General features: G+C 55.2%; 13 protein-coding genes. 6 read left to right on the top strand and 7 right to left on the bottom strand.

Translation table 11 applies throughout. The features are described from left to right. Window positions 1-947 precede the first annotated feature (947 nt). Both BQ5379_RS02865 and BQ5379_RS02860 read left to right on the top strand, forming a co-directional pair. On the top strand, window positions 948-2,981 hold the full coding sequence (locus tag BQ5379_RS02865) for a right-handed parallel beta-helix repeat-containing protein (RefSeq protein ID WP_071134043.1): 2,034 nt from the start codon (window positions 948-950) through the stop codon (window positions 2,979-2,981). A gap of 82 nt (window positions 2,982-3,063) precedes the next feature. After that, complete coding sequence (locus BQ5379_RS02860; RefSeq protein WP_143039375.1) at window positions 3,064-5,370, top strand: DUF5703 domain-containing protein; 2,307 nt, start codon at window positions 3,064-3,066, stop codon at window positions 5,368-5,370. A 221-nt stretch (window positions 5,371-5,591) separates the two neighbouring features. On the opposite strand, the gene BQ5379_RS02855 is transcribed toward BQ5379_RS02860, so the two are convergent. The 5 genes from BQ5379_RS02855 to BQ5379_RS02835 all read right to left on the bottom strand — a co-directional run bounded on the left by BQ5379_RS02855 (window position 5,592) and on the right by BQ5379_RS02835 (window position 9,350). Continuing rightward, the gene (locus BQ5379_RS02855; RefSeq protein ID WP_159431204.1) at window positions 5,592-5,843 is read right to left on the bottom strand and encodes an FtsB family cell division protein; all 252 of its coding nucleotides are present in this window, start codon (window positions 5,841-5,843) and stop codon (window positions 5,592-5,594) included. A gap of 90 nt (window positions 5,844-5,933) precedes the next feature. Then, on the bottom strand, window positions 5,934-6,737 hold the full coding sequence (gene thiD / locus BQ5379_RS02850) for a bifunctional hydroxymethylpyrimidine kinase/phosphomethylpyrimidine kinase (protein ID WP_071134040.1): 804 nt from the start codon (window positions 6,735-6,737) through the stop codon (window positions 5,934-5,936). A 41-nt stretch (window positions 6,738-6,778) separates the two neighbouring features. Then, window positions 6,779-7,756, bottom strand: coding sequence for a thiamine-phosphate kinase (thiL, locus tag BQ5379_RS02845; protein ID WP_071134039.1), 978 nt, complete (start codon window positions 7,754-7,756; stop codon window positions 6,779-6,781). Then, window positions 7,753-8,406 (bottom strand): thiamine phosphate synthase, encoded by a 654-nt coding sequence (thiE, locus tag BQ5379_RS02840; RefSeq protein ID WP_235846023.1) that lies wholly within the window; start codon window positions 8,404-8,406, stop codon window positions 7,753-7,755. Before thiE ends, thiL begins: the two co-directional genes overlap by 4 nt. Then, window positions 8,394-9,350 carry an NAD(P)H-dependent flavin oxidoreductase gene (locus BQ5379_RS02835; protein ID WP_071134038.1) on the bottom strand — a complete coding sequence of 319 codons (957 nt, stop codon included), beginning with the start codon at window positions 9,348-9,350 and terminating at the stop codon, window positions 8,394-8,396. Before BQ5379_RS02835 ends, thiE begins: the two co-directional genes overlap by 13 nt. Before the next feature lie 124 nt (window positions 9,351-9,474). On the opposite strand from BQ5379_RS02835, the gene BQ5379_RS02830 reads away from it, so the two are divergent. Together BQ5379_RS02830 and BQ5379_RS02825 are read left to right on the top strand one after the other, a co-directional pair. Further along, window positions 9,475-10,482, top strand: coding sequence for a D-alanine--D-alanine ligase family protein (locus BQ5379_RS02830; RefSeq protein ID WP_071134037.1), 1,008 nt, complete (start codon window positions 9,475-9,477; stop codon window positions 10,480-10,482). A gap of 10 nt (window positions 10,483-10,492) precedes the next feature. After that, window positions 10,493-12,439 (top strand): 6-phosphogluconolactonase, encoded by a 1,947-nt coding sequence (locus BQ5379_RS02825; RefSeq protein ID WP_071134036.1) that lies wholly within the window; start codon window positions 10,493-10,495, stop codon window positions 12,437-12,439. Between the two features lie 472 nt (window positions 12,440-12,911). Here the strand turns inward: BQ5379_RS02825 and BQ5379_RS02820 are convergent, their stop codons facing one another. Continuing rightward, the gene (locus tag BQ5379_RS02820; protein ID WP_071134035.1) at window positions 12,912-13,814 is read right to left on the bottom strand and encodes an alkaline phosphatase family protein; all 903 of its coding nucleotides are present in this window, start codon (window positions 13,812-13,814) and stop codon (window positions 12,912-12,914) included. Window positions 13,815-14,028: 214 nt separating this feature from the next. On the opposite strand from BQ5379_RS02820, the gene BQ5379_RS02815 reads away from it, so the two are divergent. Both BQ5379_RS02815 and BQ5379_RS02810 read left to right on the top strand, forming a co-directional pair. After that, window positions 14,029-15,006 carry a FimB/Mfa2 family fimbrial subunit gene (locus BQ5379_RS02815; protein ID WP_205408191.1) on the top strand — a complete coding sequence of 326 codons (978 nt, stop codon included), beginning with the start codon at window positions 14,029-14,031 and terminating at the stop codon, window positions 15,004-15,006. 1,190 nt (window positions 15,007-16,196) lie between these two features. Next, on the top strand, window positions 16,197-17,603 hold the full coding sequence (locus BQ5379_RS02810; RefSeq protein ID WP_071135514.1) for a sulfatase: 1,407 nt from the start codon (window positions 16,197-16,199) through the stop codon (window positions 17,601-17,603). A 795-nt stretch (window positions 17,604-18,398) separates the two neighbouring features. Here the strand turns inward: BQ5379_RS02810 and BQ5379_RS02805 are convergent. Beyond that, a complete protein-coding gene (locus BQ5379_RS02805) occupies window positions 18,399-19,640 on the bottom strand; it encodes a peroxiredoxin family protein (protein WP_071134033.1) in 1,242 nt (413 codons plus the stop codon). Between the last annotated feature and the right edge of the window lie 23 nt (window positions 19,641-19,663).

Below are 19,663 nucleotides of genomic sequence, written 5' to 3'. Positions count from 1 at the left end.
TCGTATCAAAGTTGTGCGGGAATACGGCTGTTAGAGGTAGTACCCGATTTCTTGTTTTTGCAATGATTAGAGTTGCCACCCAGTCATTGCTCCGCCGCGAGCACGCGGCCGCTGCCCGCGCAGGGCAGTTGAAGAGCGGTTTATCTAAGAACAAAGCCCGCTCAAAGAGAAACGAACGATTCGCCACTGAGCAAATCGTTCGTTTCTCTCTTTATTGCGTTTCGCGGGCTTTTTGAGCACAGAGCATCGTAAACAGTCCGGAACTGCCCTCACGCCGGACGGGCGGTGGCTTCGGCCACTCCGTCAGAGGGGTATTACCTCAAATAGATGCCATGCCAGAGTTTGTGCAATACGGCTGTTGGAGGCAGTACCTGATTTCTTATTTTTGCAATGATTAGAGGCGCCACCCAGTCATTGCTCCGCCGCGAGCACGCGGACGCCGCCCGCGCAGGGCAGTCAGAGAACGATTTTATCTGAAAACAAAGCCCGCTCAAAGAGAAACGAACGATTCGCCACTGAGCAAATCGTTCGTTTCTCGTTTATCGCCTTCGCAGTTTTTTGAATACAGCATCGCGAACGGTACAGGACTGCCCTTACGCCGGGCGGGCGGTGGCTTCGGCCACCCCGAATGAATGGTATTGCCTCGAATAGATGTCGTACCAAAGTTTGTGAAATACAGCTGCTAAAGTGTTCTGATGAATATGGGAAAAGTGAACGAGATTTTATGTGAGAAGCGATTCAATTAGTGATGTAAATTCTGAGTCGAACCCGGTACGATTCGAACCCATAGCAAGCAACTTTAACGACCAGGCAATCATGTGGGGACTTCATTATGCAAATCGTTTACTGTTTGGATGTTGGGGCTGGTTTTTGTAACTTTATAAAGTTTACTAACCCACCTAATTGTATTTTTTGCTATGGTAACGATAATCAGAAAAACACTGTTATTGCTTGCCCTTCTTTCCGGTTGCGCGGTCGTTTCGGCCAAGGATAAACCGGTAGAAATTTTTGTCTCGCCGCAGGGAAATGATGCGGGACGCGGGACTTCAAAATCTCCTTATCAAACACTGGAACGTGCCCGCGATGCGATTCGTGGATTACGGGCCAAAGGGAAAGCCGACTCGGCAACCGTGTGGCTCCGCGGAGGAACCTACTGGATGGAACAGCCTTTCGTGCTCGAACCTCAGGATTCGTATATTGTATTTAAAGCCTGCGAAAACGAAACGCCGGTGCTCTCCGGTGCACGTCGGATCGAGGGGTGGAAACCCGTAACGGGCAAATTGACCGGTATGACTCCTGAGGCTGAGGGTAAATTGTGGGTGGCCGATGTGCAGCCCGGTTGGCGGTTCCACTATATGTTCGTGGACGGGCGTCGGGCCGAACGGTCGAAGGCGGTTCACACTCCGTGGCGTCAGTGGCCCAAGGATCACCAGTTTGGAACCGATTCGACCGACCGGCAGGTGATCCGTTTCGAAAACAAGGCCCAGTTGGCCAATTTGCCCTCGAACGGCGACCTGGAGATGGTCTGCATTATGGCGCAGTACGGCGTGATGGGGAACGGTGTGGTGACCGATATCGATCCCGAGGCCGGTACGGTGCGTTGGAACAGTAAACAGGTGGGACTGAACGACTCACGCGATCCTTATGAACGGGGTTATTGTTTCGAGAACGCTCTCTGTCTGATTGACCGTCCGGGCGAATGGGCCGTCGATTCGGAGCACGGCAAGGTCTATTACTGGCCGCGGGAGGACGAAAACCTGGCCACGGCGCAGGTGCTTGCCCCGAAACTCTATGAACTGGTCCGGTTGCAGGGTAACGAGGCGCAGAATGAATACGTTCGAAACGTGTCGCTCGAAGGGCTCACCCTCATCTATACCGACCGGATGCCCGAAAACGAGTGGCCCGACGAGTGGCTGACACGTCAGTGGGAGAATGTCGATGCGATGGTCTATCTGACCGGAACCGAGGCGTGTCGGCTTTACGATTGTCGGCTGTTGCACAGTGGTAGTTACGGGGTGACGATCAACCATTATGGACAGCGCAACATCGTTGAAAAGTGCGAAATTGGTTGGACAGGCAGCGGTGGTGTCTTCCTGGAAGGATACGGCCCCGGTACGCTCGACGTCAGCCGCGGTAACCGCATTGTGCGCAACTATATTCACGACCATGGTTTGGGAAACTATTGGCACTCCCCTTCCGTGCAGGTCTATCAGAGCGGCGATAATTACATCGCATACAATCTGTTGCAACGTTCGGCCTATAACGGTATCTCGATGGTTGGGGTCAATCCCGAAACCATGTCCGAGGCAAAATGCTTTTTCCCGGGAACGTATGACGGACTCTTTCACGTATGGAGTCAGCATGCGATCCGGTGGCAGGATTTTTCGCCGGAGATTCAGGAGGGAATCCGCAAAGGCACCTTCCGTTTCGACCGCGAGAATGCGAAACCCTACCTTCACACGCGTAACAACCGGGCTGAATATAACATCATCTCGGAACCGCACACGAAATTGAACGAAGGTGGTGCCATCTATGCTTATAGTGTAGGTGTGGGCAACAAGTGGATGAAAAACGTGACCTTCAAATCGGCCGGGATGCCCGCATCGTCGATCTATGCACTGGACAATGTGGTCGAATACACGACCGTTCGGGATAACGTTTACTGGATCGAAGGTCCGATTTTGAACGGCGTGGGGGCACGGCCCGAAGAACGTGGCAATGTTATCTCTGGAAATATCCGGGTCAACTTCAAAAAGGAGTTCGAACAGCGTATTCAGCGCGAGACCAAGGGAACGTGGTATGAGGATGTCGAGGGGCGCGAACCGCTCGACCGGCTGGTGAAGGAGATTACCGACCGGGTGGAACAGATGGGCGGTTGGCCCGAATATGCCGACATTTGTATTCCGGCTCCCGGTGAACAGATTACCCGTTATGGCGACGACCTGTTGTTGCCCCCGGGTGCTCACGTGACGATTGAATAATTAGGGTGTCCATGTGGCAGGTCTCTCCTTCGCAATTGTGTGGAGAGGCCTGCCGTCTCGTACTTTTACAAATATTTCAGACATGAGAAAACATATTCGCAGATTTGCCATCCTTTCCGCCTGCGCGTGTCTCCTCTGCGTGGGGAGCGGGACGGCTCGTGCCGACCATTACGTCGATCGGTACCGGGTGGTATGGAACTCGCCCAGTCGTGATGCCGGCGGTTCGATGCCGGTCGGCGGCGGATCGCTCCAACTCAATACCTGGTGCGAGCAGAACGACATCCTGTTCTATATCGGCAGTACGGACTGTCGTATGGACAACAGTTTCACACTTGGCAAACTGGGCCGGGTGCGTGTACGGTTTTATCCGAATCCGTTTGAACATACTTTCCGGCAGGAGTTGAACCTGGAGGAATCTGAAGTTGTCTATACCGGTGACAACGGGTTCCGTTTCACCCTCAGCACTGGAATCGAACAGCCGGTGGTCTTTTTTCAGGCCGACTCGAAGGTACCCGTGCGTGCCGAAGTGATCTACGAGACCTGGAACCATTTCCGGATGGAGCCTCAGGCCGACCAGGTCTTCTTCTATTATGCCAACGACACGTGTAACGATCTGTTGCAGCAGGCGATTCGGGATCAGCGAGTCGAATCGTTCCGCGAGTTGATTCCCGACCCGGTGACGGGGTCGATCAACGGCGGAATCCTGACCGTTGAGGGGATGCAGCCGGCCGGTCGAGGCAGCGGGACCTACATGAATACGGATTACGAGTCCTGCAAGCTCGAATCGGTAACCCCCACGCGGCGGATTGAAGGCCGGGTGGCAGTCCGGATTGCACAGGATGCTTCGGTGCCGATCTGGAAAGAGGAGGTCGGTCAGGAGGATCGTTATGCCGCCGAACACCGCTCGCAGATTGCCAAGGAGCGTAAGGCATGGTGGCGGGAGTTTTGGGACCGCAGCTATATCGTGATCGAACCGGAGGTGAAGGACACGACCTGGTGGGCCGACCGGGCGACCCGCGAGGCGTGGGAGGTCGGACGAAATTACCAGCTCTTCCGTTACATGCTGGGTTGTGCGTCGCGCAATACCCTGCCGGTGCTCTTCAATGGTGGTATTTTCAACGTCGATTCGCCCTCCGGACCGCCCGAACGACGTATGTGGGACGGTTGCGAATTTATGGCACAAAACCAACGCCTGGTCTATTGGCCCATGCTCAAAAGCGGCGACTTCGATCTGATGCGGCCGGCGCTGGATATGTATAACCGGATGCTGCCGCTGCAACTGGCCCGGTCGCGGAAATTCTGGAACATCGAAGGGGCGGCCTTCCCCGAGGCGCTGATGGTTTATGGGCTGAACGGCGTTTACGGCGACCCGACGAAAATGACCGACTGCTTCGGCCGCTGTCCCGATCGGCCGCGTACCGAAGACGGTCACAGCGGGTTGATCCACCTCGAGTACCACTATACGTCGATGCTCGATTTTGCCTACATGGCGCTCAACTATGTCGAGTATGGGGGCGGAAAGCTGGCGGATTACCTGCCGTTTATCGAGAATGCGGTCCGTTTCTTCGACAACTACTACCAGAAACGTTCGCTCGAACGGAACGGAAGTCCGTTGGTTGACGGCAAACTGGTGCTCTATCCGGCCAGTGCGCTGGAACTCTATGCCGGGGCCAAAAATCCGACCGACGTGGTGTGCGGTCTGCACATGATCGTTCGTCGGTTGTTGGAACAGGCTGACCTTCCGCAGGATCGGCGCAGCTATTTCGAAGCGTTGGAGCAACGGTTGCCCGATGTGCCGGTGACACAGGTGAATGGTCACAAGGTGCTGCCGCCGGCCGAAAGTTGGGAGTTGGAAGGGAGTCAGGGCAACATGGAGTTTCCGCAGCTCTATTCGCTCTTCCCGTTCGACTATTATACGTTGGAGAGTCCCGATCTGGATATTCCGAAGAATACCTGGCTCTATAATTCCAAGGCTGCCGCTCAGAAGAACTATATCTGTTGGTTCCAGGGCGGAATCTACACGGCGCGGCTGGGTCTGACGGATGAGGCGAAGAGCTACGCGGTGCGTAAGTTCCTCCATCCGACGGCCGAGGGGTGTCATCCCGGTGTCCCGGCCAACCGTTTCCCCGCTTTCTGGTCGAATCCGGGTTTCTGTCATACGCCTGACATCGACCACGGAGGTGCGGCGATGGTCGGCCTGCAGGACATGTTGATGCAGGTGATCGACGGGCGGATCTATCTGGCTCCGGCCTGGCCCAGGGAGTGGAATTGCCGTTTCAAACTGCATGCTCCGCAGAACACGGTGGTCGAAGGCGAAATCCGGGACGGGAAGGTGGAAAACCTGAAGGTGTTCCCCGCGAGTCGTCGCAGTGACATCGTTTTGCCGTAGGTACGGTGGGTTATCTTCTTCAGAAGAAGAAAGGAAAAGGGCCGACGAGTTTATGCTCGTCGGCCCTCCTTATTTTGAAATGCGCTGTTTTATGGGGATGAAATGGGGATATGGGAGGATGTTTCTATTCGGAATTGCGTTTACGGACCTGACGGTTTGCCGGGGTGACTTTCCCGGTGTGTGCTTCTTGTGCCGGACCAAAGAGGGGGCGCTGCTGTCGTCTATTTCTCGTCGATCAGGTAGATCTCTTCGCCGTCGCGGTGCATCCGGAAGTTCTCCCGGGCGAATTTCTCCAGAAAAGCGCTGTCTTTCATCCCGGCAATCACGATGCTGTCGTCCCGAATCTTTTGTTTGTAAAACTCCTTTTCGGCTTCGATTGCCTTGATCTTGCGATCGAGTTCCATCGAGTCGAGGTAGTTGTTGCGGTCGAAAAAGAGCACCCACGCGACAAAGACCAATGTCGCGAGAATCATAATGTTACGATTTGAAAAAAGGTGCTCGATTTTCATGGTTGCTGTCGCAAAGATACGGATTTGCGGCGGGATGTGTCCCGGGCCGGAGGGTTAACGGTCACGAAATCGGAAAAAATGGTCCACCGGACCGTGCCCTTCGCCGATGTGCAGGTCGCTGCCGGCGGCGATGGCCTGATGGATGAAGTCGGTCGCATGGCCCACGGCGCGGCTTAACGGATGGCCCAGAGCCAGGTATGAGGCAATGGCTGACGACAGGGTGCAACCTGTTCCGTGGGTGTTTGGTGTGTCGATCCGTTCGTGCAGGTAGGTGTGCGGCAGGGTATCCTTCACGGTGAAGAGCGTGTCGGTCAGTTGACGGCCGTCCAGGTGGCCGCCTTTGAGCAGTACGGCGTGCGCTCCCTGTTGGCGGAGCACCTGCCAGGCGGCATCGTAGGAGAGCGGAGATTCGATCGCCACGCCGGTGAGCTGCTCGGCTTCGGGAATGTTTGGGGTGATGACGGTGGCCAGCGGCATCAGTTGGGTGAGGATGGCTTCGGTGGCGCTGCTGCGGGTCAGCCGGTCGCCCGACGTGGCCACGAGCACCGGGTCGAGCACAATGAAAGGGGGATCGTACTCGTGCATTAGCGAGGCGACCAGTTCGACGATCTCCGTATTGGCCAGCATCCCGATCTTTACGGCATCGGCCCCGATGTCGTCGAGCACCGCGCGGATCTGCTGTTCGACGATCTCCGGCGAGAGGGCTTCGACGGCCACGACGCCGAGCGTATTTTGGGCCGTGACGGCCGTTATGGCGCTTGCGGCATAACAACCGATGGCCGATATGGTTTTGATATCGGCCTGGATGCCGGCTCCGCCGCCGCTGTCCGAACCGGCTATGGTGAGTACTCGTTTCATGGGTATGCTCTCTATTGGTTAAGCTCTGTTTGGTGGGTGGGTCAGAAGTGGTTGAACCCGGTGAAGGTCCCCTCGCTTCCCCGGTATTGGATGGTCGGCTGGCCGGGCATGCACTCCCCGATCGGGTGGAGTGTACGGCCGAACTGTGCCTGAAAATCCTGTTGCAACCGGGCGAACCGTTCCCGGTCGGCGGTTAGCAGCAGGACGTAGTCCTCGCCTCCGGTGAGGGCCAGCCGGTGGGCATCCCAGCCGCAGCGGTCGGCCATCTTCAGCAGCAGCGGCGACAGGGGCAGTCGGCGAACATCGACGGCGGCCGCGAGCGACGAGGCCCGCAGAATGTGGAGCAGGTCCGATGCTACGCCGTCCGAGACGTCCATCATGGCGTGCACGTCGGGACGCGCACCGAGCCACTCCCCTTCGGCCAAATGGGGGCGCGGGGCGTGGTGTCGCCGGATCAGTGCTTCGGTGTCGGCATCGGCGGGGAGGGGGTGCAGCAGGCATTGAAGGCCTCCGGCCGAATCACCCAGGGGACCGGTCACGGCGATGATGTCGCCCGCGCGGGCTGCGTTGCGCCGTTTGATATGGCGGTTTTCGGCGGTTCCCAGCACCGTGATGTTAATGACGATCCCTTCGGGCGAGGAGGTGGTGTCACCGCCCAACAGCGGCACGCCGAACGAGCGATAACCGTCGAAAAAGGCGTCGCACCACTCTACTTCGACCGTGTCGGAGGGCAGGCCGATGCTCAGAAAGGTGGCGATCGGCCGGCCTCCCATGGCGGCCACGTCGCTCAGGTTCACGGCCAGCGATTTGGCTCCCAGTTCGCGGGCCGTGATGCGGTCGCGCAGGAAATGGACGTTCTCGACCAGCAGGTCGGTCGTGACCAGCAGCGAATGGTCGTCGCCCGAGGGAATCACCGCGCAATCGTCGCCGATGCCTTCCCATCCGGTCGGGACAAGCTGTTCAACCTCGCGGGCAATGCGTCCGATCAGTCCGAATTCTCCTATTTCGTTGATTTTCATCTTTTCGCTTGTTTTACGCAATCCAGCAGTTGGCGGGTCACTTCGGCCGGCGATGCGGCGGAACAGATGGCGCTCACAACGGCCACGCCGTCGGCTCCGGCTCGAATCACGTCGGGAATGTTGGTCGTTTTGAGACCGCCGATCGCTACCATCGGCAGGATCGGTCCGACGATCTCGCGCAGGCGTGTCACGCCGGCCAGTCCCAGGGCTTCGGCGGTGTCGGTCTTGGTCGGTGTCGCAAAGACCGGGCTGGCTCCGATGTAGTCCAGTCCGTCGTATGTCCGACATTCACGGGCCTGATGTTCGTTTTCGATCGACAGCCCGATGATCGCTTCCGCTCCCAGCAGCCGACGCGCGTCGGCGTAGGCCATGTCGTGTTGGCCGATGTGCAACCCTTCGGCGCCGATGACCTGGGCAATGTCGGCCCGGTCGTTGATAATCAGCGGGATTCTGGCGGGTCGGAGCAGGTCGTGGAGGGTGCGGCCCAGTTCGACGAACTCACGCGTGTTGCACTCCTTTTCGCGCAGTTGGACCATCGTAACGCCGCCCTGCACGGCTGCGGCGACAATCTCCCGCAGCGACCGGCCCAGCGACAGAGCCCGGTCGGTCACCAGGTAGAGCTCGAGCGACTCTCGTCTCAGATTTCCCATTGTTTCACTTCGTTTACGGCTGTCCGGAACTCATCCAGCAGGGTTTGCATGATTTGGGCGACGGGTTCGATCCGGTGGATCAGCGATGCGGCCTGTCCGATCTCCAGCTCGCCTTCGATCAGGTCGCCTTCGAAAATGCCGCGTTTGGAGCGTTTTGCGCCCAGCAGTTCACGTAGTTCTTCGGCCGAAGCACCACGAGCTTCAGCCTCTGCCACACGCTGGTAAAACTCGTTTTTAACCAGTCGCACGGGGCCCAGCTTCTTGAGACAGAGCATGGTGTCCCCTTCGCCGAGGCCGACACAACGCTCTTTGAACGCTTCGTGGGCCGAGGACTCCTGCGAGAGGGCAAACCGGGTGCCGAGCTGCACGCCGTCGGCACCGAGGCTCAGCGCAGCCAGCATACCGCGTCCGGTGGCGATGCCTCCGGCTGCCAGCAACGGCAGATCGGTGACTTCGCGAACCTGCGGGATCAGCGCCAGGGTGGTGATCTCTTCGCGACCGTTGTGGCCACCGGCTTCGAACCCTTCGGCCACGATGGCATCCACACCGGCTGCAGCGGCCTTTCGGGCGAATCGGGCTGAGGCGACCACGTGGGCCACCCGGATGCCGTGATCCTTGAGGCGCGCGGTGTAGAGGGACGGGTTTCCGCCTGAGGTGAAGACGATCGGAACCTGCTCGGCGATGAGCAGGTCGATGATGGCCTCGATTTCAGGATAGAACAGGGGAACGTTTACGCCGAACGGTTTCCCGCTTCCGGCCAGTGCGGCGCGGGCCTTGGCGATGTGGTCGGCGAGCGTTTCGGGGTGCATGGAGCCTGCTCCGATCAGCCCCAGACCGCCGCAGGAGGATACGGCGGCGGCTAGTCGCCAGCCGCTGCACCAGACCATGCCTCCCGAGATGATCGGGTGCTCTATGTTAAATAGTTCTGTGACAGCTGTTTTCATCTTCGTTGCCGATTTTGGTCATTTATTCGATAAAGATATAATAAAAAATCTATAAATTTGTATGATGCAAGTCAGCTGCATGAAGTGGTGCCGCGATTTGCCCGTTTTAATAGCGTCTGTATCGATGTCTGGAAAGAAAATCATTGCCGTCATTGCCGGAGGAGACTCCTCCGAAGATGTGATTTCATATAAGAGTGGAGCCCAGGTGTGGGAGTGTCTCGACCGCGAACGTTTCGAACCCTATCTGGTGGTGCTGCACGGAACGACGTGGCGTGTGAACCCCACGGGAGCCGATGCGGCCGGTGCCGTGTTGCCGGTCGATCTGAATGATTTCAGCTTTACGACCCCCGAAGGACGACATGTCCGTTTCGAATATGCGCTGATCGAAATACACGGTACGCCGGGTGAAAACGGAATCCTGCAAGGGTATCTGGATCTGATGCGTGTACCCTACTCCACTTGCAGCGCCGAGGTTTCGGCCCTGACTTTCAATAAATCGCTCTGCAAAATGGCGCTTCGCGGGCAACCCGGAATCCACCTGGCCAAAGAGATCATGCTGCGCCGGGGCGAGGCTGTTCCCGCTGCCGAAACCATTATCGCCGAACTGGGACTGCCCTTCTTTATCAAACCTAACGCCAGCGGAAGCAGCTTTGGGGTGACCAAGATCAAATCGCCCGAACAGATTGCTCCGGCTATCGAAGCCGCTTTCGAGGAGAGCGACGCGGTGATGCTCGAGCAGTTTGTGGACGGTCGCGAAGTCAGCTGCGGTATTATGGTGGCCGGCGGGAAAGAGTGGGTGTTGCCGGTGACGGAACTGATCTCGGAAAAGGAATTTTTCGACTACGAAGCCAAATATGAAGGTGCTTGTCGCGAAGTGACGCCGGCTGAACTGCCTGCCGAAATTGTCGGACGTCTGAACCGTGCTACCTCCACGGCCTATCACGTGCTGGGGTGCCGGGGGGTGGTCCGGGTAGATTTCATCATCGACCGCACCACGGGCGATCCCTACTTCATCGAAGTGAATACTACGCCGGGCATGAGTGCCGCCAGCATCGTGCCGCAGCAGTGGCGTGCCGCCGGTCTCACCATGGGGCAGGCTTTTGAGATGATTATCAACGAAACATCAAAATAAACAAAGTGTTATGAGTACCAATTACAAACTCAAAACCGAAGGCGGTCTCAAAGTCGGGGCCGAACCGATGGACATTATTACCCGTTTCGAACGTATCCCGACCTATATCGCCGCTACGGCCGAAGACGGTGCTTTCCGGGTAGCCGCCGAGATCGCCGAAACGATCAAAGCCAAGTCTGCTGCCGGTCAGAAATGCGTGCTGGCACTGACCGCCGGCAAATCGCCGATCGGCGTTTACCGCGAACTGGTTCGCCGTCACAAAAGCGAAGGGTTGAGCTTCAAAAACGTGGTGCTGTTTACCCTGTTTGAATTCTACCCGATCAACCCCACCGAACAGCAGAGCTACACCTACTCGCTCTACGAAGAACTGATCAATCAGGTGGATATTCCGGCCAACCAGATCCATACCCTCGACGGGACCGTACCGGCCAGTCAAGTCAGCGAATACTGCAAACAATATGAAGCCGAGATCCATGCAGCCGGCGGTATCGACATCCTGCTGCTCGGCATGGGCGACCAGGGTCAGATCGCGCTCAACGAAGGCGGTACGTATCAGAACACCCGCACGCGTGTCGTAGCCCTCAGCAACGCTTCGCGTAAACGGGTATCCTCCTCGTTCTACGGCATCGAAAACGTGCCGACCCGTGCCCTGACCATCGGTATCGCTACCGTAATGCAGGCAAAACGGATCGTGCTCATCGGCTGGGGCGAAGACAAATCGGAAGTGGCCGCCAAAGTGGTGGAAGGCAGCGTGGACGGCTCGATTCCTGCTTCCTACCTTCAGAACCATGCCAATGTGGAAGTGGTGCTGGACGAAGACTCCGCTTCGCACCTGACCCGTGTGGCAACTCCGTGGCTCGTGGGCAGCTGCGTGTGGACCAACCGCTTTATCCGTAAAGCCGTGCTGTGGCTCTGCCAGAAGGTGAAAAAACCGATCCTCAAAGTCACCTATCAGGACTATATTGACAACAGCCTCGGTCAGCTGATCGATGAAACCGGTTTGACCTACGATAAGATCAATATTCAGGTTTTCAACGACCTGCAGCACACGATCTCTGGTTGGCCCGGTGGAAAACCCAATGCCGACGACTCGACCCGTCCGGCCCGTTCGTTCCCCTTCCCGAAACGGGTGGTTATCTTCAGCCCGCACCCCGATGACGACGTGATCTCGATGGGTGGTACCTTTATTCGTCTGGCTGACCAGGGACATGATGTGCATGTGGCTTACCAGACCTCTGGTAACATTGCCGTGCATGACGACGTGGTCCTCCAAACCCTCGACACCGCTCGCGAATGCGGCTTCGAAGACAAATACGAACACTTCAAGAAACTGATCCAAAGCAAGGTTAAAGGTCAGCCCGAACCGCTCGAACTCCGCATGTTCAAAGGTGCCATCCGTCGTGGCGAGGCTCGTGCCGCAGACCGTAGTTTCGGCCTCAATGATGATACCAACGTACACTTCTTGAACCTCCCGTTCTACGAAACGGGCTCCGTGAAGAAAGGTGCCATTTCGCAGGCCGACATTGACATCGTAATTGAGCTGTTGCGTAAGATTCAACCCCATCAGATTTACGCTGCCGGTGACCTCTCCGACCCGCACGGTACGCACCGTGTCTGCATCGAAATCGTTCTGGCTGCTGTCAACCAGATCAAACAGGAAGGCGACAAATGGCTGAACGATTGCGTGATGTGGCTCTACCGCGGGGCATGGCAGGAATGGGATCTCGATATGGTCGACATGGCTGTGCCGTTGAGCCCGGATGAAGTGATCAAAAAACGTCACGCCATCTATCGCCACCTCTCGCAGAAAGACATTGTGCCCTTCCCCGGTGACGACAAACGTGAATTCTGGGAACGTGCTGAAGACCGTACTCAGGCTACCGCACAACTGTACGACAAACTCGGTATGGCTGAATATCAGGCTATCGAGGTATTCGTAAAATACCCGATTTTCTAACAGCCCTATCCGATCCTGTTGGAACCGAAAAAGAGCGGTCAGGACATAACTTTATGTCCTGACCGCTCTTCTTTGTTTTCAGATAAAACCGTTCTCCGACTGCCCTGCGCGGGCGGCGTCCGCGTGCTCGCGGCGGAGCAAGGAGGGGTCGTACCTCTAATAATTGCAGAATCGATAAATTAAGATGTACGGCAAACAGCCGTATTACATAAACTTTAGTATTACACTTATTCGAGGTAATACCAATCATTCGGAGTGGCCGAAGCCACCGCCCGCCCGGCGTGAGGGCAGTTCTGTACTGTTCGCGATGCTATATCAAAAAGTCCACGAAAGCGCAAAAGAGATAAAGGAACAATTCGTCGTTGTGCGAATCGTTCCTTTATCTTTAAGTGGGCTTTATTCTCAAATAAAACCATTCATCGACTGCCCTACGTGGGCGGCGTCTGCGTGCTCGCGGCGGAGCAATGGATGGTTAGCGCAGCACGGATTTACCGTACCACTGTTCGGGTGCCTGGATGCCCAGCAGCTCGGCAATGGTCGGCGCGTTGTCGTAACGCATCACGATCCGGTCGATTTCGTGGTTGGCCGGAATGCCGCGGCCGACAACGATGTAGGGCGCTTCCATCTCTTCCATCGTTTTTCCACCGTGACCAGTCCCCTTTCCACCATGGTCAGAGACGAAAATAACAGCAGTCGATTTCGGGTCCATGTTCTCTTTTACGCAATCATAAATCACGCCTACCAGCGAGTCGATTTTTTCACAGGCTGCAATGTAGTCCGGTGTCATCCAGCCTTTGGTGTGTCCGGCACCGTCGGGTTGAGCCAAATAAATGAAGGCCAGCGTAGGTTGTTTCTCTTTCAGAAAATCGCAGGCTGTACGGGTTACTGCATCGTCATCGTCCGGAAATGCTTGGTTGAAGTCGACGGCTTCTTTTTCATAGAGGTATCCGATCCCGTTCCACGAGTAAATCACACCGGTTACGGCGTCGGGCATCTGTTCACGCACTTCACCAAAGATACCCGGGAAGAATCCGTATTTATTGACATAGATCGGTTTGACTTCGGGGGTCTGACTGCCCCACTCGGTAAATCCGTGCATTTCGGACCCAGCTCCCATGAGCAGCGTAGCCCAGTTGATGGCACTCGACGAGGGTAGCACCGAGCGGGCATGCAGGGTGTAGGAACCCTCCTGCATCATTCGTTCGAGGTTGGGAAATTTGCCGGGATTTTTGGCGATTACTTCGGCGCTGAAACCGTCGCTGCCGATCAGTACGACGTGTTTCATGCGTGGAGCTTTGGCCGATGCGTCGCCGCAGGCAGAGATCAGGGCTGTTGTCAGTACGAACAACGTAATGGCTTTGAGTGTTTTGAGCATGGTAAAAGTTTGAGTTAGTCGGTTAATTTTGAGATCAAAACAGTCCGAAGTTAATGTTTATTTTCGGGAATATCAACCTTTGTAGGCGGAAAGTGACGAAAGCGGAGACGAATCGTACCGACGGTTGAGGCGAAAAAAGACTTGATTATGTCCAGAATTTTTCGGTACTTGGCACGATGCTTGCAGTCTGTTTTAATATTAAATTTCGATCAATATGAAGTATTTTTCCCTCCCTGCAGCGATCCTCCTGTTGGCGATGGTCTCCTCTTCCTGCTCCAAACGTGAGTGCTATACGCAGAGTAACAACGACGAGGTGGCCGAAGCCGATCTGATTACGCCGGAGGTCAGCGCGCGCATCATCGAATCGAAAGACCAACGACCTTTCACCGGTGCGTTGGAAATTTATCCCTGCCGCGACGATTCGCCCATCTATTTCGGCAATTATGTCAACGGGCGGCTCAGCGTGTTTTACGGTTTCTACATGATTGTGGGTGGCGATGTGTTCGGCAACTACAATCGTGAGATTCATCTGCCCACGGGTGATTATAACATGGTTTACTGGGGAACGCCCAAATATGACGAGCCGATCCACAACGCGCCGCAGATTGTTTCGCCGGGGCTGACTGCTGGAGCCGATGTCTCGAAGCTCTATTTTAGTCTGCGCAGTATCGGTGACGGCATCTATTCGCCGGTTTACGACTTGGTACATGCGGTCAAAACGGCCCATATTGGAACCGATGCGCTCGAAACGTCACTGACGCGGGTCGGCTCGGGGCTGAAGGTGATTGTCAAACAGTCGGATGGTAGTGTGTTTATTCCCGAAATTGCTAATGTTAAAGTCAACATTGGCGGTATTGCCGAAAAGATTAATTTCTACACGGGTGAAGCGGAGAATCTGACGAAAACCGTGCAGTTCGAGTTGACCCGTTCGGAAGACGGCCTTACGTATGAAAACCCTACGGTTATGCTCTTCCCTTCGGCTGAGAACCCTCCGCTCGAGTTGTTGATTACCCTCTACGACGGTACGGAATTCAAGTTGACTCAGAATTTGAATACTACTCTGTCGCCGAATACGCGTTTGACGCTCAATATCAGTATCGGGAAGATTTTGCCTGATGGTAATCCCGGTGACTTCACCTATGATGACTGGAACGAAAACAGTGAAAATATAGATTTCCCCATTGTAGATTGAGGCAAGGTGTAGGGAGTCTAAACTCAGAATACAAAGAACGATCGGCATCTTATTGGATGCCGATCGTTCTTTGTTGGAGCTTTTCGGATTCGAAGGTTTGTGCTGCAAGGAGATAATTGTTTTCAGGTATAGCAATTAGAGGGTGTGAAGTATCGGCGTTTCGACAGAGGGGCATTACCTCGAATAGATGTTATACCAAGTTTATGTAGTGCGGCTGTTCGAGGTATTGCCTAATTTTTTGGTTTGGCAGTTATTAAAGGTACTACCCCTCGTTGCTCCGCCGCGAGCACGCGGACGCCGCCCGCGCAGGGCAGTCGGAGAACGGTTTTGTCTAAAAAATAAAGCCCGCTCAAAGAGAGACGAACGATTTGCCCAGCGGCGAATTGTTCGTCTCTCCTTTTTTCCCATTTGCAGACTTTTGAAAAACAGCATTGAGAACAGTTCAGGACTGCCCTCACGCCGGGCGGGCGGTGGCTCCGGCCACACCGTCAGAGTGGTATTGCCTCGAATAGATGTTGTACCAAAGTTGTGGGGGAATACGGCTGTTAGAGATACTGCCTAATTGTCTGGCATGACAATTATTAGAAGTACTACCCCTCCTTGCTCCGCCGCGAGCACGCGGACGCTGCCCGCGCAGGGCAGTCAAAGAACGGTTTAATCTGAGAATAAAGCCCGCTTAAAGAGGAATGAACAATTCGCGCAACGGCGAATCGTTCATCCCTCCTTTTTTCGCTTTCGCGGGCTTTTTGAGCACAGAGCATTGCGAACAGTCTGGGACTGCCCTCACGCCGGGCGGGCGGTGCCTTCGGGCACTCCGTCAGAGTGGTATTACCTCAAATAAATGTCATTCCAAAGTTTATGTAGTGTGGCTATTAGAGGTATTGTCTAATTGTCTGGCATGACAATTATTAGGAGTACTACCCCTCATTGCTTTGCCACGGGCACGGTGGCTTCGGCCGCTCCGATAAGTAGTGTTAAGAGTAGGAAATCATCTTCCGACAGGGAGTATTAGGTGGGAGAATCGCAGAATTATTGTATTTTTACAATCAACTATCCCCGAAATACTGTTTGTTAATCCTTGGCGGAAAGGTTCGGTCCGTAGAGAGGTTTCCAAATTGGCCCCCTCTTGAGGGCAGGACGTTTCTTACTGTATGTTTATGCATATGAATCCATACTCTTTCGGGTTGATTATGGCCGGTCTCGCATCCGTGTCCGGTGCCGCGCTTGCTCAGCAAAAGGTTTCTCGTCCGCTTAATGTCTTAATGTTGATAGCCGATGACCTGCGGCCTGAACTGGGCTGTTACGGCGTTGAGGCTATCCATACACCCAATATCGATCGGCTGGCAGCCGGAGGTATTTTGTTCCGAAATGCTTATTGCAACGTTCCGGTGAGCGGGGCCTCGCGTGCGAGTCTGTTGACGGGAATTTATCCGCGTTACCCGGATCGTTTCGTGGCGTTCGATGCCTGGGCTTGTCGTGATGCTCCCGATGCGATTCCGATCTCGGAGTGGTTTACCCGCAACGGATACCATACGGTCTCCAATGGCAAGGTTTTTCACAATCTGAAAGATCACGACGATACGTGGAGCGAATACCCGTGGCGTGTCCACCCTGAAGGATACGGCAAGGACTGGGCCGAGTACAATAAGTGGGAACTTTGGATGAACGATGCCTCGGGGCGGACGATTAATCCGAAGACGATGCGTGGCCCCTTCTGTGAGGCGGCCGAGGTCCCTGATTCGGCTTACGACGATGGGAAAGGGGCGTTGCGTACGGTGGCCGACCTGGCGCGGTTGCGCGATGCCGGGGAACCGTTTTTTCTGGCGTGTGGTTTTTGGCGCCCTCACCTGCCCTTTAATGCCCCCAAAAAGTATTGGGACCTCTACCGGCGTGATGATATCCCGCTGGCTGACAATCGTTTCCGTCCCGAAGGACTGCCCAAACAGGTGCAGGGCTCGCAGGAGATTTTCTCCTATGCCCGAGTCAGCGATACTGATGACGAGGATTTCCAGCGCGAAGCGAAACACGGTTATTACGCATCGGTCAGCTATGTGGATGCCCAGGTCGGATTGATTTTGGATGCTTTGGATTCGTTGGGGCTGGCCGATAATACGGTGGTGGTTCTGTTGGGTGATCATGGCTGGCACTTGGGGGAGCATAACTTTTGGGGTAAGCACAACCTGATGGATCGGGCTACACGTGTGCCGTTGATTGTGCGGGTGCCAGGCCTAAGGCCGAAAACGGTACGTCGGGTGGTGGAATTTGTAGACCTCTACCCCACTCTGTGTGAGTTGTGTGGGTTGGACGAGCCGGAGGGGCAACTCGACGGCACGAGTTTCGTACCGTTATTGCGGGGAGGTGGCCGCGGCGCGAAGGAACATGTTTATGTACAGTGGGCCGGGGGTGACAATGCAGTGGATCGGCGTTACAACTATGCCGAGTGGCCGAAAAGCAAAGGCGGGAAAGTGCGGATGTTGTTCGACCATAAACGAGATCCCGAGGAGAATCGGAATTGTGTCGAAGAGGAACGGTATCGCAAGACGATCGAACGGTCATTACAGTTTTTGGAGCAGATACGGCAAGTGAGGGATCGGTAATGATTGGTGATTTGGTTTTGCAATCACGAAAGTTGGAGCAGCACTGAACAGCCGTGCTACATAAACTTTGGGATGACCGCTATTCGAGGTAATACCCCTCTGACGGTGTGGCCGAAGGCACCGCCTGCCCGGCGTGAGGGTAGTCCCATACAGTTCGCGATGCACTGCATCAAAAAGCCCGCTATGGCGAAATAGAGAGAAAGGAACGAACGATTCGCCGTTACGCGAATTGTTCGTTTCTCTTTGAGCGGGCTTTGTTTTCAGATAAAACGTCATCGACTGCCCTGCGCGGGCGGCGTCCGCGTGCTCGCGGCGGAGCGATGACTGGGTGGCAACTCCAACATTGCAAAAACAAGAAATCGTGTACTACCTCTAGTAGCCGTAATACGTAAACTTTGAAATGACATCTATTTGAGGCAATACCACTCTGTCGGGGTGGCCGAAGCCACCGCCCGCCCGGCGTGAGGGCAGTTCCATACTGTTCGCGATGAATGGCATTGTATTTAGAAAGCCCGCGAAGACGAAAAAAGGAGAAACGAACGATTCGCCGTTGCACGAATTGTTCGTTTCTCTTTGAGCGGGCTTTGTTCTCAGATAAACCGTTCTCCGACTGCCCTGCGCGGGCGGCGTCCGCGTGCTCGCGGCGGAGCGATGATTGGTAGTGCCTCTAATAATTGAAAAACCAGAAAATTAGGCAATACCTTTAACTGTCGCAATACATAAACTTTGGGATGGTATCTGTTCGAGGTAATACCCCTCTGACGGAGTGGTCGAAGGCACCGTGTCTACGGCTAATCAATTTAACTTCTCGCTAAGTATTTTGCGCAGTTCGGCAGCCGTCGGATTGATGGCTAACACCGTTCCGTCCCGATCGACCAAAAATTGTCCGCCACCCGCATTGCTGACACCATATAGCTGCCAGATGCCCGCCCGATCGTTCAACTCCACCAGATTCAACCACGGATAACCGTCCTTTTCAATGGCCTGGCGCATCGCATTGGTATTGTCGCTCTCGCGTGCCACGCCCACAACAGTAAACCCCTTGTCCTTAAATTCATTATAAATCGGAATGACCGCTATGCTGTTGCGACGGCATGAACCGCACCACGATGCCCAAAGGTCGATAAGGGCAATTTTCCCTGCAATTTTTTCCGATAAGCGGTGCATGTGGTTATTGAGATCGGGTGCTTCGAAATCGACAAACGGCTTGCCGGTTTCGATCCGATGGTAGAACATCTGATCTAGCTGTTTGGTGTACGGATGTTCCGGATAGCGTACAGCATAGACCGTGCGATAGATCTCTTCGCGCGCAGCATCTCCCGGCTGTTTGAAGAATTGTTCGCTATAAAGCCGGTAATATCCGGCCAATGAGGGATGGCGGCGGATATGTTCGTAACGAGCCTCGTTCACCGAGTCGCGATAGGCGCACATCAATCGGTCGGTAGCCGTAGCCTCGGGAGTCATGTGGGTGCGGGCTTTTTGTTTTGCGTCCCAAATCTTCAGAAGGCTGTCAAGGGTCGCACGATCCTCTTCGTGGTTTATCCGATCGAGCAATGCAGCGGCTTCTGCATTGAACAAAGTATGGTTCGTGTAGCGACTCTGTTGCAAGGAGTCCCAGGCCATAAAAACGGGTGTCCGACAGGTATAAACAGAATCCATGTGGGCGAGATCGGCGTTATCCGCCCCGCCATCGATACGGTTCATCGAGGCGCTGTCCATCGGGAAGAGGGTCATCCGGATTGTATCGGCATCGGGAAAGAATACGACCGGTTGCCAGACGCCCTGTTGCCACTCGTCGGCAAAGGTAAGTTCGTAGGCTTGCGGTTGAGCTTCGAGCGTCAGTTGGAAGCGGCCGTCGTGGATCGAAACCTCCTGGGGAGGGGTGGCCCGCATATCCTGACCAAACGGAGAAATCAGCACCGTGTGGCTGTACGGGCGATCGACGACGCGGCCTTCGACGACGATGGTGCGGGACGACTGAGCCCACGTTGTGAGTCCGGTCAAGATCAGCAAAACGGGAATCGCGATATGTTTCATAGGTATTTGAGTTGGAGTGCTAT

Origin of the sequence: Millionella massiliensis (genome assembly GCF_900104655.1) — a bacterium.
Taxonomy (GTDB): Bacteria; Bacteroidota; Bacteroidia; order Bacteroidales; family Rikenellaceae; genus Rikenella; species Rikenella massiliensis.
This window is presented reverse-complemented; position numbering and strand designations above follow the sequence as displayed.

Excerpts from the sequence above, each read along its gene's own strand:
- BQ5379_RS02860 (WP_143039375.1), top strand. The coding sequence starts at position 3,064 with ATGAGAAAACATATTCGCAGATTTGCCATCCTTTCCGCCTGCGCGTGT.
- BQ5379_RS02855 (WP_159431204.1), bottom strand. The coding sequence starts at position 5,843 with ATGATTCTCGCGACATTGGTCTTTGTCGCGTGGGTGCTCTTTTTCGAC.
- thiD (WP_071134040.1), bottom strand. The coding sequence starts at position 6,737 with ATGAAACGAGTACTCACCATAGCCGGTTCGGACAGCGGCGGCGGAGCC.
- thiL (WP_071134039.1), bottom strand. The coding sequence starts at position 7,756 with ATGAAAATCAACGAAATAGGAGAATTCGGACTGATCGGACGCATTGCC.
- thiE (WP_235846023.1), bottom strand. The coding sequence starts at position 8,406 with ATGGGAAATCTGAGACGAGAGTCGCTCGAGCTCTACCTGGTGACCGAC.
- BQ5379_RS02835 (WP_071134038.1), bottom strand. The coding sequence starts at position 9,350 with ATGAAAACAGCTGTCACAGAACTATTTAACATAGAGCACCCGATCATC.
- BQ5379_RS02830 (WP_071134037.1), top strand. The coding sequence starts at position 9,475 with ATGTCTGGAAAGAAAATCATTGCCGTCATTGCCGGAGGAGACTCCTCC.
- BQ5379_RS02825 (WP_071134036.1), top strand. The coding sequence starts at position 10,493 with ATGAGTACCAATTACAAACTCAAAACCGAAGGCGGTCTCAAAGTCGGG.
- BQ5379_RS02820 (WP_071134035.1), bottom strand. The coding sequence starts at position 13,814 with ATGCTCAAAACACTCAAAGCCATTACGTTGTTCGTACTGACAACAGCC.
- BQ5379_RS02815 (WP_205408191.1), top strand. The coding sequence starts at position 14,029 with ATGAAGTATTTTTCCCTCCCTGCAGCGATCCTCCTGTTGGCGATGGTC.
- BQ5379_RS02810 (WP_071135514.1), top strand. The coding sequence starts at position 16,197 with ATGGCCGGTCTCGCATCCGTGTCCGGTGCCGCGCTTGCTCAGCAAAAG.
- BQ5379_RS02805 (WP_071134033.1), bottom strand. The coding sequence starts at position 19,640 with ATGAAACATATCGCGATTCCCGTTTTGCTGATCTTGACCGGACTCACA.